At 49.5% G+C, this 15,087-nt stretch carries 14 protein-coding genes; 4 read left to right on the top strand and 10 right to left on the bottom strand.

Annotation, left to right across the window (positions count from 1 at the left end):
- Nucleotides 1-11: 11 nt before the first annotated feature.
- The 7 genes from CWE09_RS11935 to CWE09_RS11965 all read right to left on the bottom strand — a co-directional run bounded on the left by CWE09_RS11935 (nt 12) and on the right by CWE09_RS11965 (nt 5,870).
- Nucleotides 12-854 (bottom strand): Dam family site-specific DNA-(adenine-N6)-methyltransferase, encoded by an 843-nt coding sequence (locus CWE09_RS11935; protein ID WP_126804286.1) that lies wholly within the window; start codon nt 852-854, stop codon nt 12-14.
- Nucleotides 851-2,356, bottom strand: coding sequence for an AAA family ATPase (locus CWE09_RS11940; protein WP_126804287.1), 1,506 nt, complete (start codon nt 2,354-2,356; stop codon nt 851-853). The genes CWE09_RS11935 and CWE09_RS11940 overlap by 4 nt, the downstream gene beginning before the upstream one ends.
- Nucleotides 2,357-2,358: 2 nt before the next feature.
- Nucleotides 2,359-3,444, bottom strand: a complete 1,086-nt coding sequence (gene aroB, locus CWE09_RS11945; RefSeq protein WP_126804288.1) for a 3-dehydroquinate synthase — start codon at nt 3,442-3,444, stop codon at nt 2,359-2,361.
- 24 nt (nt 3,445-3,468) lie between these two features.
- Entirely contained in the window at nt 3,469-3,987 is a 519-nt protein-coding gene (gene aroK / locus CWE09_RS11950) for a shikimate kinase AroK (RefSeq protein ID WP_126804289.1), read from the bottom strand.
- A 146-nt stretch (nt 3,988-4,133) separates the two neighbouring features.
- Nucleotides 4,134-4,844: a hypothetical protein gene (locus CWE09_RS11955; protein WP_126804290.1), complete on the bottom strand. Its 711-nt coding sequence runs from the start codon at nt 4,842-4,844 to the stop codon at nt 4,134-4,136.
- Nucleotides 4,841-5,266, bottom strand: a complete 426-nt coding sequence (locus tag CWE09_RS11960; protein WP_126804291.1) for a hypothetical protein — start codon at nt 5,264-5,266, stop codon at nt 4,841-4,843. The genes CWE09_RS11955 and CWE09_RS11960 overlap by 4 nt, the downstream gene beginning before the upstream one ends.
- The gene (locus tag CWE09_RS11965; RefSeq protein ID WP_126804292.1) at nt 5,259-5,870 is read right to left on the bottom strand and encodes a hypothetical protein; all 612 of its coding nucleotides are present in this window, start codon (nt 5,868-5,870) and stop codon (nt 5,259-5,261) included. Before CWE09_RS11965 ends, CWE09_RS11960 begins: the two co-directional genes overlap by 8 nt.
- Nucleotides 5,871-6,046: 176 nt before the next feature.
- On the opposite strand from CWE09_RS11965, the gene CWE09_RS11970 reads away from it, so the two are divergent.
- A complete protein-coding gene (locus tag CWE09_RS11970) occupies nt 6,047-8,608 on the top strand; it encodes a penicillin-binding protein 1A (protein ID WP_126804293.1) in 2,562 nt (853 codons plus the stop codon).
- Here the strand turns inward: CWE09_RS11970 and metL are convergent.
- Complete coding sequence (metL, locus tag CWE09_RS11975) at nt 8,605-11,052, bottom strand: bifunctional aspartate kinase/homoserine dehydrogenase II (RefSeq protein WP_126804294.1); 2,448 nt, start codon at nt 11,050-11,052, stop codon at nt 8,605-8,607. The genes CWE09_RS11970 and metL overlap by 4 nt on opposite strands.
- Before the next feature lie 175 nt (nt 11,053-11,227).
- On the opposite strand from metL, the gene metJ reads away from it, so the two are divergent.
- Nucleotides 11,228-11,557 (top strand): met regulon transcriptional regulator MetJ, encoded by a 330-nt coding sequence (gene metJ, locus CWE09_RS11980; protein ID WP_126804295.1) that lies wholly within the window; start codon nt 11,228-11,230, stop codon nt 11,555-11,557.
- A 13-nt stretch (nt 11,558-11,570) separates the two neighbouring features.
- Nucleotides 11,571-12,134 (top strand): lactoylglutathione lyase, encoded by a 564-nt coding sequence (gloA, locus tag CWE09_RS11985; RefSeq protein WP_126804296.1) that lies wholly within the window; start codon nt 11,571-11,573, stop codon nt 12,132-12,134.
- Between the two features lie 66 nt (nt 12,135-12,200).
- Here the strand turns inward: gloA and CWE09_RS11990 are convergent, their stop codons facing one another.
- Nucleotides 12,201-13,445, bottom strand: coding sequence for a malic enzyme-like NAD(P)-binding protein (locus CWE09_RS11990; RefSeq protein WP_126804297.1), 1,245 nt, complete (start codon nt 13,443-13,445; stop codon nt 12,201-12,203).
- A 231-nt stretch (nt 13,446-13,676) separates the two neighbouring features.
- Between CWE09_RS11990 and CWE09_RS11995 the strand changes: the two genes are divergently transcribed.
- On the top strand, nt 13,677-14,660 hold the full coding sequence (locus CWE09_RS11995; protein WP_126804298.1) for a class I SAM-dependent methyltransferase: 984 nt from the start codon (nt 13,677-13,679) through the stop codon (nt 14,658-14,660).
- Nucleotides 14,661-14,706: 46 nt separating this feature from the next.
- On the opposite strand, the gene rpmE is transcribed toward CWE09_RS11995, so the two are convergent.
- Nucleotides 14,707-14,919, bottom strand: coding sequence for a 50S ribosomal protein L31 (gene rpmE, locus CWE09_RS12000; protein WP_126804533.1), 213 nt, complete (start codon nt 14,917-14,919; stop codon nt 14,707-14,709).
- Between the last annotated feature and the right edge of the window lie 168 nt (nt 14,920-15,087).

The following is a 15,087-nucleotide window of genomic DNA, read 5'->3' on the forward strand; positions in this document are numbered from 1 at the left end:
TAGCTGGCTCCTCAGGTAATAGGGTTAGCCGGGTAATAGGCAAGCAGTTCCGCTACTTTATTACGGGTGCTTCCATTCTGACTGATATAGCGGTGTACCATCAACTCGGTTAATTCAGCACGTTTATAAAATAGTCGGGCATGTTCAGTGTCATGGTTACTGATAAGCACCGGAATACCCCGTTTAAATGCCGCCTGTTCAGCTTTCTGAGCGAGAATACCCTGCTCGGTAAAACTAAAACCACCACTGGCGTAACTGGTAAAGTTAGCGCTTACTGTGAGGGGCAGGTACGGCGGGTCACAGTACATGACCTGACCCTTGCGTGCGCGGCGAAAACTGTTTTGAAATGGCTGGCAGGTAAAAGTCGCGCGTTTTGCTTTTTCGGCGAAGAACTCAAGCTCGGCTTCGGGAAAGTAAGGTTTCTTATATTTGCCAAAAGGCACATTAAACTGGCCACTGCCATTATAACGGCACAAACCGTTGTAACCATGCCGGTTGAGGTATAAAAACAGCAGTGAGCGGGTATAGGTATCCGTGCTCAGGTTGAATTCGCGACGCAGGGCATAAAAAGCATCGGCATTGTTCTGCAACGGCGTAAATAACTGTCTGGCATCGGCGATAAAGGTTTTTGGCCGTCTTTTGACAACCTGATACAGATTGATCAGGTCCTGATTAATATCATTGAGCAGGTATTTATCGTAGTTACTATTTAAAAATACCGAACCGGCACCAACAAAAGGCTCGATCAGCTTGTCGCCGGGCGGTAGTAGTTTATTAATCGACTCAACCAGGCTGTATTTGCCGCCGGCCCACTTCAGAAAAGCGCGATTTTTTTTGGCTGACGGCTGGCTCATTCCAGGACTACAGCCAGTTCGTTATGGATTGCCGCTACGGACTTGGGCCAGGGCTGTAATTCACCCAGTGCATCGTCTTGTTCCAGGTATGCTCTGGCTTCTTCAGCACTGGCGAAACGGCCTAGTGTTATGACATACCAGTCGCTATCGTTGCGCTCGGTATGATAAATCATAGTGTCCAGCTCGTTTTCAAATTCACTGAGGAAACTTTGCAGGCGGTTTTCTTCGCTAAAGGCACCAATCTGCAATACATAGCTGTCTGCTTCGGCTTTCCACAGGGCCTGGTTGTCATAGCTATTCAGCCAGTCATTTTCCGCCGCATCCACCTCTGCAATGGGAGCAGTTGTGTCTTCAGCCGGTGCTTCTGGTGCTTCTTCAACTTCAACTTCAGCATCCTGCAGCGCCTGTAATGGCTGTACCAACTGAAAACGCAGGTCGCGTTCAGAGCGGTTTTCCTGACTGCTTTGCCGTAGGCGGCTGAGCATATCTCCGTAATCCAGTGTAGTTGGGCTGGTGGCTTCTGGTTCGGTCTCTTCGGCCGCGGTTTCAACTACTGTGTCAGGTCCCTGTCCTGGCGGAGTCTGCTCAATGGCACTCTCCTGCTCTCCGGAGGGTTCTGCGCTTAGTTTGTCCTGCAAAGTTTCGCGGTGCAGGAACAAAGTGAAGGCCAGGCTGAGCAAGGCTGCAACGGCAACAATAACCAATACCTTATTGTGCGCCGCCGACAACCACGAGCTGTTGCGCTTAGAGTTATCGTTTTCCTGCCCCGGGCTCTGTTGAGGCTTAGGTTTAGGGGGCATGACCAGATCTTGTAATTTTTTCTGAATGTCGCCAGGGTAACCGCCCATGCCGGGCAACAGCTCACGTAGCCTGTGGTCGCTGACTTGCACGGGTTGGGTGTCCAGCAGGGAACGGGCAAACCAGGCTTTTTCAGTGCTATTAAAAGGCTCTACTTTAAGCACTACGGGGGGCTCAGCGGCACCCAGCGATAAGCCTTTTTTAGCTCTGGCTGCCCAGTCTAAGGACCCTGCAAGAATAACGCTAAAACGGGTTTGTCGTGTATTTAACTCGCTGTTAGCCAGCAGCGACTGAAACTCAGTCAATATGGCGGGGGGTAAACCAGATGCGTCATCAACAACAATTACAATATGCTGGGTGCCGCTCTTCAGGTTACGTTGCAGAGCCTCTTCCAGAGTGTCTTGCGTAGCGTAGGCATCCAGTTGCACCAGTTGTTTAAGCAAGCGCTTACGAATTGAAGTGGGTTGCAGGTTCCCGGGGCTCGGTAGATAGGCCAGATTGGCATAATCGGATGCCTGCTCCAGAAAAACTTCAAGAATAGATGACTTGCCGGCACCTTGCGGCCCGCAGAGCAGAATAATCTGTTCGCTGAATGCAGTATGGTTATGCAGGCGCTCCAGCATTTCCTGCTGGCTGGCGGTTATCTGCAGAGGCATCGCCAGGCTATCAGCTTCAATTTCTGTGACGTCGTCAATGTTAAGCATAGTTATAAGGCGCGAACTTCAGCCACGCACTGCTGCAGGGTTGAGTCTGAAATATCAGTGGTAATTTTTGCGGCGCCAATGGCTGTGGGTAACACATACCTGATCTGGCCCGCCTGTACCTTTTTATCACGTCCCATGAGCTGTTGCCATTCTGGCCAGCTGATAGTCGAAGGCGCATTAACCGGAAGACCGGCAGCGACCAGTAAACGTAAAATACGCTGGTAATCCTGGTTGCTTATTAATTCTTCACATTGCGCTACCTGAGCCGCGATGGCCATGCCTGCGGCGACAGCTTCGCCGTGCAGCCAGTTACCATAACCGCTGGCGGTTTCAATAGCGTGGCCAAAGGTATGCCCTAAATTAAGCAAAGCACGCTGGCCTTTCTCGCGTTCATCGCCAGCGACTACATTGGCTTTTATCTGGCAGCTGGTAGCAATGGCATACGTAATGCTTTCGGCATCCAGTTCCAGTAATTTTTTGATGTTGGTCTCTAACCAGGCAAAAAACTCAGCGTCCGCCATAATGCCGTATTTGATAATCTCAGCAAGTCCTGCTTTCAGTTCACGTTCTGGCAGGGTTTGCAGGCAGTCGATATCTATAACTACGGCTTGTGGCTGGTGAAAAGCGCCTACCAGGTTCTTGCCCTGAGGGTGATTAATAGCGGTTTTGCCGCCAACAGATGAGTCAACCTGGGAAAGCAGCGTTGTGGGTAGTTGCACGAAATCAACGCCACGCTGATAGCTCGCGGCGACAAAACCGGCCAGATCGCCCACCACGCCACCGCCCAGCGCAACGACCGTGCAGTCACGGCCATAACTGGCGGTAATCAGATGGTCGAGCGCTTGTTGATAGGACTCGAAGTTTTTATAGGCTTCGCCGTCCTGCATAATAAACCAGTTAATCTGATGGTCCGGCTGCAGGGCCTGTTTAACCTTCTCCAGATACAGCTCCGCCACCCTGGTATTGGTGATGATAAATACCTGGCGCCGTAAGTGCTTCTTTAGTTGGGAGCTGAGCATCGGCAGCAGTCCGCTGCCGATGCTTATCGGGTAACTACGCGTGCCAAGTTGCACTGTGATTTGCTGCATAGCTTTACCCTGAATGCAGTGGCGCTAAAAGCCCAGCTGATCAATAATTTGAGATGCTACGACTTTAGCACTTTGCTCATCGGTTTCCACTACTACGTCGGCGATTTCTTCGTATAGCGGGTCACGCGATTCGGCGAGAGTCTCCAATACTTCTCTTGGGTTCTCTGCTTCGGCAATTAATGGGCGTCGTTTATCGCGTTCGGTACGTGCCACTTGTTTATCAATAGTGGTTTTCAGATACACGACAATGCCGCGAGCCGACAGGCGGTTGCGGTTTTCTTTGCTCATGATGGAACCGCCACCAGTCGCTAACACTATGCCCATATGCTCGGTTAACTCACCGATGACTTTTTCTTCACGCGCACGAAAACCTTCTTCACCTTCGAGTTCAAAAACCCAGCTGATATCGGCCCCGGTCCGTTTTTCGATTTCGGAATCGGAGTCATAAAAATCAAGGTGAAGCGTACGTGCGATTTGTCGACCAATGGTACTTTTGCCAGCACCCATGGGACCTACTAGGAATATATTGCGCTTTTCAGCCATATCTTGTTTACATCACTTAATAGCTGTTACTTAAAAAGAAACGAGTGTTTTATTAGCACCCCTGAACCTGCGAAAAAAAGACACCGGATTATCGCAACTTGAGTGCAAAATGGCAACCGATGATAGCTGTTGAGTCGGTTTTATCGCTAATTCATGCTCAGCTGTCGTTGCTGCGAACATGATAAATGGGAAGATAACGCTGAAATTTCAATGCTCTTTTCGTTAATTGCGGTTAAACGCCAGCGTTCACCGGGCAATAAATGCTGTATATAAACTCGCTGTAAGCTTGTTGGTTGGGCTGATTTGGAAAGCACTACATAGTTGCGTTGCGGCCAAATAGCACGAATTTGGATGGCGGGTATAGGCGTTTGCAGGCAAGGAGTCTCTTCCTGAGCTGCTGTATGTTGCTCCGGTGGTGGAGGAAGCAGAGATTCTATATGAGCTAAGTCAGGGCCGCGCTGATAACGCGCGCGGTTCAGAGTCAGTTGTCCACTGATGTTGCCTTCGTTGGTTTGTAATTGATAAAAATACAGCTGATGAGAACTTTCCGCTATGGCCTTTAGCCAGGCATGAAAATTGGACCAGTGGCTGCTAAAACGTAGCTGTATACCATGAGACTGAAAGATAAGTTGCTGAATTTGAATATCATGTTGCTGCAACATGTTTTGTAATTGATTATCGCTGAAAAGTGGCAGTGTCTGCACTGCAGGTTCAGCTGGCATTTTGGTCACTGTGGGAGCGGGCGCTGGCGCCCAGTACCAAGGTAGCCAGGGCAGAATGCAGAATAACAGTATGCCAGCACGTCGTTGCAAGGACGAAAGTTGAGTCCAGTAAAGGCGTAGCGAATTTAAACTCATAATAACGATACCGCTAACCTGATTCGATACCCCTGATTTGAGGTCTGGCTTTGTTGCAGTTCGATGCTCAGTCGTTGCTCTTGCTGTAATTTTTCCTGCCAGTCATAAAACTGGGCTAAATCGTTGGTAAATAGTTGTACCAGCCATTGCTGACTGGCGTATTCAAGCTGACTGATTTGCAATGAGGGAGGTCTGTTTTGATGCAGTAGCTGCCAGACAGTAAAGTGCTGGTGCAACGGTTGAGTCGCGATAGGTGGCGCCTTGGGTAAAGGTAGCGATGGCATAACCTGATCGTTTGGCCAGGAGTGCCAGGTCATGATGCAGCCCAGCGCGAAAACGCAAAGACCGCAGCAAAGTTCGAAGCGCATGACTTTAGTTTGCCGTGCTGCCTGCACTGGCCGCGGTCTTGCCAGATTAAGCATGATGAACTCCGGCAGCAGCCAGGGCGGTGCGAGCGCAGGTATCGGCGGCATTAAAATTAAATAGCGGTCCGGGTAACTGGTATTGTGCAAGAAGTCTGGCAGCTGGTTCAGCAAAGTCATTCAGATCCGATTCAGGACAAATGAGCGTCAATTGCGACAGAGAAAGAGCAAAGGTTTGCAGCATATCTGCCAGCACTGATTTTTGCAGAAGCATCACATCAGCGCTTAATGACCCTTCCGTGGTTAAAAGCTGATAGTCCCATTGCCACTGGGTTAAGGGGGTGAAGCCTTGTTGCTCCAATAACCAGCTTAAAGTAGGCAGGATTTCTGGCGACTTTAAGTGTTGTGGCATGTTGAGTGTCAGCCGCTGATATTGGTCGGCTGATAAGCTAAGCGATACTTGTGGTCGGCGGTAAAAATTTTTCAGTGGCCGGGAACTCAGGTGTTGTTTAAGCGTCTTAACAACGTGAGAGAGAGATGGTGACTGGGTTAAGGCAAGTACATGCGATTCGCCCTGCCCAGTCATCAGTTTTATTAAAGTAAAACAAGCGGCTTGCATGTGCAGTGCCAGCACTGGTTTAGGCTGCGGTCGGAAAATACTCATGTGCTATCCCTGTCAGTCTGGGCGCTCCCTGCGCCATTAGGCTTAAAGCTATGCCATAATTTGGCAAAGATCCTGTAAGCCATTACTTATTTACGTGAAATTGGTTAAATTTAGCGCAGAAAAGCCGTATAATGCCCCGTTGTTTTACCATTTTATGCTGCATATTGGGGCTTGCCTTGAAGTTTATTAAATATCTCCTGTTGACGTTAATTACCCTGGCTTTATTGACAGTAGGCAGCATTGTTGGTCTTTATTATTACGTAAAGCCAGAGTTGCCCAGCGTTAACACACTGCGTGATGTGCGTTTGCAGATTCCAATGCAGGTTTATACCGCGGACGGAAAGTTAGTCTCTCAGTTTGGTGAGCAACGGCGAATCCCTCTGTCCCTTGAAGATATCCCTCAGCCGATGATCGACGCTATCCTGGCTACCGAAGACAGTCGTTTTTATGACCACCGCGGCGTTGACCCTATAGGCGTATTACGTGCTTTTCGGGTGCTTGTGACGACTGGCTCTATTCGTGAGGGTGCCAGTACTATCACTATGCAGCTGGCGCGGAACTTCTTCCTGACCCGTGAACGGGCCTGGATGCGGAAAATCAAAGAAACCTTTATTGCGCTGCATATTGAGCAATTGCTGAGCAAAGACGAGATTCTTGAGCTCTATTTAAATAAGCTGGCGTTAGGACATCGTGCATATGGCGTGGGTGCGGCGGCGGAGGTTTATTATGGTCGTGAACTGGGTCAGTTGAACCTGGCTGAAATAGCGACTATTGCAGGGTTACCGCAGGGTCCTTCCATTCTTAACCCGATTAGTAACCCACAGGCTTCAGTGCAACGCCGGCGCATTGTATTGCGTCGTATGCTGGACGAGAATCTTATTTCCAATGAAGAATACCAGGCCGCTTTTGACGCTCCTGTAACGGCCCGTTATCACGGTGCGGTTATCGAAGTTTCTGCGCCTTATCTGGCGGAAATGGTGCGTCATGAAATGGTTGAACGTTATGGTGCGGAAACCGCTTATACCAGTGGTTTTAAAGTCTACACCACGGTGCATTCTGAACATCAGCTAGCGGCTGAAAAATCGGTTCGCGATAACCTGCATGCCTATGATGAACGACATGGTTATCGTGGGCCGGTAAATCGCCTGTGGGGTGACCTGGCGCGGGAGGTTATGTCTGAAGATGAAGAACCTGAGCAGACGTTACTGGATCCGGAAACCCGGGCTATTCCTGAACGGCGCGGTAGCGAGCGTTGGGAAAGTGATGAAATAATTGAATATTTAAGTCGTCAGCGTACATTTGGTCCGCTGGTGCCAGCCGTCGTGATCGATGTCGGCGAGCAGGAAGCTCAGCTTATGCTGCGTAATGGCGACAGTTATCAGCTGGATTGGCAGGCAATGGACTGGGCGCGTCCCTACATTGATGCAGATCGCCAGGGACCTGCGCCTGAAACCGCCGCAGATATTCTTACTGAAGGTGATCATATCTGGGTTCGTCGTCTGGACGACGGTAGCAGTTATCGGCTTGCTCAGGTGCCGGGGCCGAGCTCAGCACTGATTGCTCTGCAGCCTGATAGTGGCGCAGTAGCGGCTATAGTAGGTGGTTATAGTTTTGGTATGAGCCAATATAATCGGGCGTTGCAGGCCAGACGTCAGGTCGGTTCAACCATTAAACCTTTTATTTATGCCGCCGCGCTGGATGATGACTATACGTTAGGTACGCTGGTCAACGATGCGCCTATTACACAATGGAACCCAGGTGCAGGCTCTGCCTGGCGTCCGCGTAACTCGCCGGAAGTTTATGATGGCCCGATTCGGTTACGCAAAGCATTAGCTCGTTCCAAGAACGTGGTTTCTGTGCGCTTGATCCGCTCTGTAGGTGTAGACCGCACTGCCGAATATATGGAACGTTTTGGTTTTGCCGCGGAAGATATTCCACGCAATGAGTCTCTGTCTCTGGGGTCAGCCTCTTTTACACCGCTAGAGATGGCCAGAGCTTTTGCTGTTTTTGCGAATGGGGGTTATCTGGTAGACCCGCACTTTATCGCTCGGATTGAAGATTCGGATGGCAATGACACTTATGTCGCCAGCCCTCCGGTTACCTGTGCTGACTGTCAGTTGCGGGAGCTTTACGAAGACTGGTGGGAGCACGAGCTGCCACAGGCACCGCGTGTTATATCTGAACAAACTGCGTTTCTGATTACCGAAGGGTTAAACTCAGCGATTTGGGGCGGCGGGAGCTGGCCTAATCAGACTGGCTGGAATGGCACTGGCTGGCGTGCTCAGAACCTGCGGAATCAAAATATTGCGGGCAAAACGGGTACTACTAACGATGTTCGTGACACCTGGTTTGTGGGTTATTCAACGGGTATCGTAGCGGCTACCTGGGTTGGTTTCGATAATGTAGAAAATGCGCTGGGGCGCACTACTCTGAATTCGAACCTGGGCCGCAACAGGCAACCTATTGTTGGTTCAGAAGCCGGTGCGACAACGGCGTTACCAGGTTGGATCGAATTTATGCGTAGCGCACTCGAAGACTTCCCGTCTGAACCTCTGGAGCTGCCTACAGACATGGTCTCGGTGCGAATCGATGAAGACACAGGGTTGCTAAGTAATCAGTCTGGCTACACCAGTCGTTTTGAATACTTTGTGCGTGGTACCGAACCAACCCAGTTTGTGGAGCAGGAAGACAGTTCGCCACGTTTGTTTGAAGATGACGATGACGAACTATTTCGTTAATGGCTCTGCTGCGCGGCGAGGTGGCCCAGTAACTGATGCAGATCAGACTGTACGCCGCCGGCAGTCACGTGGCGACCGGCACCTGGGCCGCTAATTACCAATGGCATTTCCTGATACCAGTCGCTGTGAATAACAAAAATATTCTCGCCTGGGATCAGGTTTGCCAGCATGTCGCCCTCTGGAATGAACTCGATGCCAACACGGGCATAACTGCGCCCTTCTTCAACTGAGAAACTCGCCATCAGACGGGGTACTTTGCCCTCGTCCTGAGCGTCTTGTCTAAGCTTCTGCATAGGTTCGTCCAGTTCATCCAGACGTTCCAGAAACTCACTCTGGCTGACGGTTTGTAACTGCCAGGGAACCAGACCGGACACTTCGACGTCCTGCCAATCCAGTTGAGCACCGATGTCCCGAGCGACAATTAAGAGTTTGCGGACTATGTCATGGCAGGACAGGTCCTCTCGTGGGTCGGGTTCAGTAAAGCCCTGCTCTCTGGCCTGGCGGACCAGGTCACTGAAAGGCATGCTGCCGTCGAAGTTCTCGAACAACCAGCTCATGGTGCCGGAAAATATGCCGGCGATACTGCGGATTTTGTCGCCGGAATTCATTAAGTCGTTAATGGCATAGTTCAGCGGCAAACCGGCACCAACGGTAGTGTTGTAAAGCCATTCGCGCTTGTATTCGTGCTGGATGGTTCTGATTTCGCGGTACAAAGCTTCTTCCGCTGCTCCAGCACGCTTATTGGCACTGATTATGTGCATGCCATTGGCAAAAAAGCTTGGGTACAGGCGAGCGACTTCACGAGCATCTGTTAAGTCCATCACCACCAGTTCGTCAAAAGGCGCGTTGGGTAGTTCACGTAATAATTCAGTTAACACATACGGGCGTGCCAGCCGGTCAAAATTATCAGTCCAGTCCTGCAGGTCGACGCCGCCGTAGTCAAGCCACAGACGTTTTGAGTTGGCTATGCCCATAATACGGACATCCACGTTTTCATTCAGGCGGTCACGCTGCTGGCGGAAAAGGCTGATCCACTCGCTGCCGATATTGCCACGGCCCAAGACCAGAATGCCGATGCTACGGCGGAAGTTGAATAGCAGACTATGCAGGCGGTTTAACAGGCGTTGGTCGAGTTTTTGTCCTAAAAGCGCTATTGCTGAGTTTTTATTGTCCGCCAGCATAAAATGACGCAGGCTCTGCTCTTCTACTTCCCGCTTAAGCACTGCATATTGCTTGCTTTCAGCGATGCGCGCACCGACCAGCGCCACCATGCTGTAACCACTGACTTCGTGTACATGATGTTCGGCATCTTTGGCAGCCAGCCATTGTTGAATAAACTGCAGGTGGTTTTGGTGAAAAGCATAGAATTTCTCTGCCGATTCGCTTTCTGACCAGCTAACCAGCGGCGTCAGGTTCATGGCTTCAAAGTTTCTGATTACGCCCTGCTGGCTTAACGGAATGCTATACAGAACTACATCCTGAAGCGAAGTCAGCACTTTGGCCTGGGCTTCGGTAAAATCATACTGGCCAATACGGGTTTGTTGGTTCTCCACTTTTAAGCTGGAACGCACGTTAATGATCATGCGTTCACGGTTCACCGGCTGGAAAGTTCTGGGGTGTAAAACCGGGCTCCCCAGACGCGCCAGTTCTTCGGCTTCGGCCCAGTCCAGTGAAGGCAGGCTGACGACACGCTCAACTTTGCGTGGATCAGCGGAATAAACTCCCGCGACATCTTTCCAGATAGTGACCTGTTTTACGTCAATCAGACTGCCGATTAAGGTCGCAGAGTAATCACTGCCGTTACGGCCCAGTAGCAGGGTGCGGCCGGTATCCCGCTCGGCACAGATAAATCCGGTCACTATAAAGCGGGTACCAGAATGTGGCGCGATACGCTGGATGAGTTTCTCTCGGCTACTGGAGGTATCGATAATAGGCTCAGCCGCATCGTCAGCACTCAGGAAGTCGCGACTGTCTATCCAGTCCGCGCGTGTGCCTTGTTTTTGCAGCAAAGTCGCCAACAACCGCGATGACCAGAGCTCACCATACGCGCAGAGTTCTGCCTGAGGAATCTCTTCATCGCCGATAAGCCAGCTTTGCAGGCGACGAAAGTCGCCTTCCGATAACTCGAATAATTGTTCTTGCTGGCGACCGGACAATAATTCTTCAATCAAACCCTGTTGATAACTTTTCAGCGCCTGGAGTAACACCGGTGCATATTCTGGTTGAGTATGACGGGCATCAAGAATGGCCAGAATACGGTTAGTGGTATCGCCTGCAGCAGACACCACAACCAGGTCGCTGGCGCCAGCATATTCAGTCACGATACGGGCAACACGTCGATAGCAGTACGCATCGGCCAAGCTACTGCCGCCAAACTTATGCACCTGAACCTGGTCGGCAATGGTTTGAATGCGCTCAGCAGGGATAGAAGAGTTGTTTGTCATGTACTGCGCCTACATAATGTATCGAAAATAGTAATGTGTCGCAGAGCATAACTAAAGTGGCAAGTAAATAGAAGTTTAGATGGCCAAAGAGGCTAAAAAAAGCGATAATTGGTTTGTCATAAGCTTATAACTATTGTCGCCTTTGGCGAACTATATCCCAACAAGAGGTCTACTCATGCAATGGAATGGTGATTACATCTATCCGTATGCGGAACATGGTAAAAAAAGCGAGCAAGTTAAGAAAGTAACGGTATCTATTCCGATGCGGGTACTCAAGGTACTGACTGACGAGCGCACCCGACGCCAGGTGAACAACCTGCGGCACGCCACCAACAGTGAATTGCTGTGTGAGGCATTTCTGCACGCTTTTACCGGTCAGCCGCTGCCTGCAGATGACGATTTGCGTAAAGATAATCCTCATAAAATCCCGGCGAGCGTGCGTGAAGTGCTGGCCGAGCGGGGAATAGAAATAGGCCCTGATGATTTATATGGAGAAGAAGATTAACTAGGAGCCTGAAATGAGTCGTCATTTTGAAAAAGCTGCCGGGCTTTGTGAAGCTCGTGACAGCGCAACCGATGAGTATGTATTTAATCAGACCATGCTACGGATTAAAGATCCGGAACGCAGCCTCGACTTTTATAGCCGGGTTCTGGGCATGACACTGGTTAAAAAACTTGCCTTTGCGGAAATGAAATTCACCCTCTATTTTCTTGCCGCAATTCCATCTGAGAAACTGGAGAACTGGTCATCAGATTCAGAGCAACGGCTAGAGCAGACATTTGGTCGGCCGGCTATGCTGGAGCTCACCCATAACTGGGGCGACGAAGATAAAGAAGACCTGCAGTACCATAATGGGAATCAGGAACCTAAAGGTTTTGGTCACATTGGGTTTGCGGTACCGGACTTGAAAGCGGCCTGTGAGCGCTTTGATTCCCTGGGTGTCAGCTTTGTGAAGCGACCTGAAGACGGTAAGATGAATAACCTGGCGTTCATTCAGGATCCCGATGGTTACTGGATCGAAATTTTTGCTCCTGCTGGCATGGGCGAAGGCCTGGAAGGTCTGTTGGTTGAAGATGAGTAAACACTGAATAGAAAAGGCTGCCCGTCATAGGCAGCCTTTTTAATATTCAGTTTTATTTTTGTATATTTATTCCTGCATGTAATTCTTGGGTAATTCAATACGCGCTACACCTGAGCGCACGGCAGCTTCCGCTACCGCTTTAGCGACCCGGCTGCACAGCCGCGGGTCCATTGGTTTAGGAATAATATAGTCACTGCCAAACTGAAGTTTATCAACCCCCGCCGCCTGCATTACGGCTTCAGAGACCGGCTCTTTAGCCAGTGTCCGGATTGCCTCCACGGCTGCAAGCTTCATTTCATCGTTAATAGCGCTGGCCCTGACATCCAGTGCACCACGGAAAATAAAAGGGAAGCAAAGCACGTTATTGACCTGATTGGGATAATCTGAGCGACCTGTTGCCATAATTAAATCATCACGGGTAGCTAAGGCGAGCTCAGGTTTAATTTCCGGGTCCGGATTGGAGCAGGCAAACACAATGGGGTTAGGTGCCATTAATGACAGGTTTTCAGGGCTGAACAGGTTCGGACCAGACACTCCGATAAAGATATCTGCACCGGTGATTACATCGGTCAGGGTGCGTTTATCTGTATTGTTGGCAAACAACTGTTTGTACTGATTTAAATCATCGCGGCGGGTATGAATAACGCCTTTTGAGTCGAGCATGTAAATATGTTCGCGCTGGGCCCCACACTTAATCAATAACTCCATACAGGCGATAGCTGCGGCGCCCGCTCCCATGCAAACTATTTGCGCTTCGGCTATGTTTTTACCCTGAACTTCAAGAGCATTGAGCAGCCCCGCAGCTGTTACTATGGCGGTGCCATGCTGGTCATCATGAAATACTGGCACGTCACAGCGTTCAATCAGTGCCTGTTCAATTTCAAAGCATTCCGGAGCTTTAATGTCTTCCAGGTTGATACCGCCAAAGGTGTCAGCAATGCTAGCTACTGTGTTAATAAAGTCCTGGGTAGTGCGGTGTTTCACTTCAATATCGATCGAATCCAGACCTGCAAAGCGCTTGAATAATAAAGCTTTCCCTTCCATCACCGGTTTAGAAGCCAGCGGCCCCAGATTACCTAAACCCAGAATGGCAGTCCCATTGCTGATCACGGCAACCATGTTGCCTTTTGCTGTGTACTTGTAGACATCTTCCGGATTTTCCGCGATAGCTCTGACAGGTTCAGCAACTCCAGGGCTGTAGGCTAAAGCCAGGTCTTTACTGGTCTCTGCTGAAGTAGTCAGCTCGATGCTGATTTTTCCTGGAAAGGGTAATGCATGGTAATCAAGCGCTTGCTGACGAAAGTCTGACATATATAAAACCTGCAGTTGATGTTTGGATCGTGAGAAGATGCGACTTCAGAGTTTAGCGACTTTTGCGCGCAAGACAAATCTTACCTCCTGACAGATTTTGTGCGCCGCTACTTGCGCGCAGCCAGTATTGACGGTTAAGGTGTATGCCTAGTTACATTTAATTAACCTTCGTAGAGTAGCGACTTTTTATAAAGTGCGCTGTGTGCTCATAACTCGTGGAATAAAAGTTGTATGAAACATTGGAGTTTATATTGGAATAACGTGCCTTCGCTTAGCAGTTTTGCTGAAGGGGAAGCCAAACGTGGATATGCTGGGGAGGTCAATGACTTTTGGCTGCAACATTTTGCGAATTTGCCGAAAGGCGCCTCTGTACTGGATGTTGGAAGCGGTAATGGTGCTCTGGCCGTTTTAGTCAGCGAATATGGCAAAACGGAAAAGTTGAATCTTGATGTGCACGCTGCTGACGCTGCGGTTATTGACCCGAAACAGGTGTTCAGTGATGACAAAGAAATGCTGGATAAGTTGGCAGACATTAGTTTTCATACAGAAACTCCGATGGAAAAGCTACCATTTGATGATGCGTCTGTTGACCTGGTAGTCAGCCAGTTCGCATTTGAATATGCAGAGAAAAACGCTGCTTTGAAAGAAATTATGCGTGTACTTAAGCCGGGCGGACAGCTGGTGATAATGGGTCACAACAAATCTTCGTCGCTGGTAAAAGACTCTGCTGTTGGTAACAATGTTTACGAATATGCGTTACTTCAGACTCCTTTGTTTATGCAGGCTGACCTGTTGATTCGAATCGCGGGTCAGTGGCTGAATCAAAATACAAATAACTACGAAGAATGGGCAAAGAGTAATTTCGGTAACACGACCACTCGAACTACCAGTTGGATTATGGGGCAGTTGCACGATAAATTTAGTAAAGAAGACCAGCAAGTTTGGGTACATGATATTACGTCCCGAGTTGCGGAGACGGTTTCCCGATTGGATAAGAACAATATTGAAGAACGGTTGCAGCTTTTGGGCGGCCACTATGACGCATTGATGTCTCATCAGTTGCGATTGGCGGATCAGTTAAAGGCCGCTTGGGACGAAAAAGCAGTAAAAGAACTGCTGGAAGCAGTGAAAAAATCGGGTGCGGAAGCTTCGCATCAGAAGTTTGAAGTAGATGGCGATGAATTCGCCTGGACTGTAGAAGTTAAAAAGTCATAAAAAAAAAGGTTGCCAATGGCAACCTTTTTTCGTATTGATATTTGGATTACTTAGATTTAAGTGCACCAAAACGCTTCTTAAAGCGATCAACACGACCACCAGTATCCAGAACTTTCTGCTTACCAGTGTAGAATGGGTGACATTCAGAGCATACGTCTACGTGCAAATCTTCACAACGAGTTGAACGTGTTTCAAACGCGTGACCACATGAGCAGGTCACCTGGATGCTTTCGTACTTAGGATGAATACCTTCTTTCATTGGGGTTACCTCAATAATAGGCCGCATCGCCATCCGTGCTTTCCACGAACACCATACGTAACAAGCTTGGTTAAAAGAGCGCCGGATTTTACCTTGAAGCGGGCTAAGGATCAAGCCGTGCTTTTGCTGGAGTCATTTTATGACTACTCTTGGTTTAATAGTAGGCGA

Origin of the sequence: Aliidiomarina minuta, from assembly GCF_003987145.1 — a bacterium.
GTDB lineage: Bacteria > Pseudomonadota > Gammaproteobacteria > Enterobacterales > Alteromonadaceae > Aliidiomarina > Aliidiomarina minuta.

Coding starts and splice junctions, on each gene's coding strand:
- CWE09_RS11935 (WP_126804286.1), bottom strand. CDS start 854: ATGAGCCAGCCGTCAGCCAAAAAAAATCGCGCTTTTCTGAAGTGGGCC.
- CWE09_RS11940 (WP_126804287.1), bottom strand. CDS start 2,356: ATGCTTAACATTGACGACGTCACAGAAATTGAAGCTGATAGCCTGGCG.
- aroB (WP_126804288.1), bottom strand. CDS start 3,444: ATGCAGCAAATCACAGTGCAACTTGGCACGCGTAGTTACCCGATAAGC.
- aroK (WP_126804289.1), bottom strand. CDS start 3,987: ATGGCTGAAAAGCGCAATATATTCCTAGTAGGTCCCATGGGTGCTGGC.
- CWE09_RS11955 (WP_126804290.1), bottom strand. CDS start 4,844: ATGAGTTTAAATTCGCTACGCCTTTACTGGACTCAACTTTCGTCCTTG.
- CWE09_RS11960 (WP_126804291.1), bottom strand. CDS start 5,266: ATGCTTAATCTGGCAAGACCGCGGCCAGTGCAGGCAGCACGGCAAACT.
- CWE09_RS11965 (WP_126804292.1), bottom strand. CDS start 5,870: ATGAGTATTTTCCGACCGCAGCCTAAACCAGTGCTGGCACTGCACATG.
- metL (WP_126804294.1), bottom strand. CDS start 11,052: ATGACAAACAACTCTTCTATCCCTGCTGAGCGCATTCAAACCATTGCC.
- metJ (WP_126804295.1), top strand. CDS start 11,228: ATGCAATGGAATGGTGATTACATCTATCCGTATGCGGAACATGGTAAA.
- gloA (WP_126804296.1), top strand. CDS start 11,571: ATGAGTCGTCATTTTGAAAAAGCTGCCGGGCTTTGTGAAGCTCGTGAC.
- CWE09_RS11990 (WP_126804297.1), bottom strand. CDS start 13,445: ATGTCAGACTTTCGTCAGCAAGCGCTTGATTACCATGCATTACCCTTT.
- CWE09_RS11995 (WP_126804298.1), top strand. CDS start 13,677: ATGAAACATTGGAGTTTATATTGGAATAACGTGCCTTCGCTTAGCAGT.
- rpmE (WP_126804533.1), bottom strand. CDS start 14,919: ATGAAAGAAGGTATTCATCCTAAGTACGAAAGCATCCAGGTGACCTGC.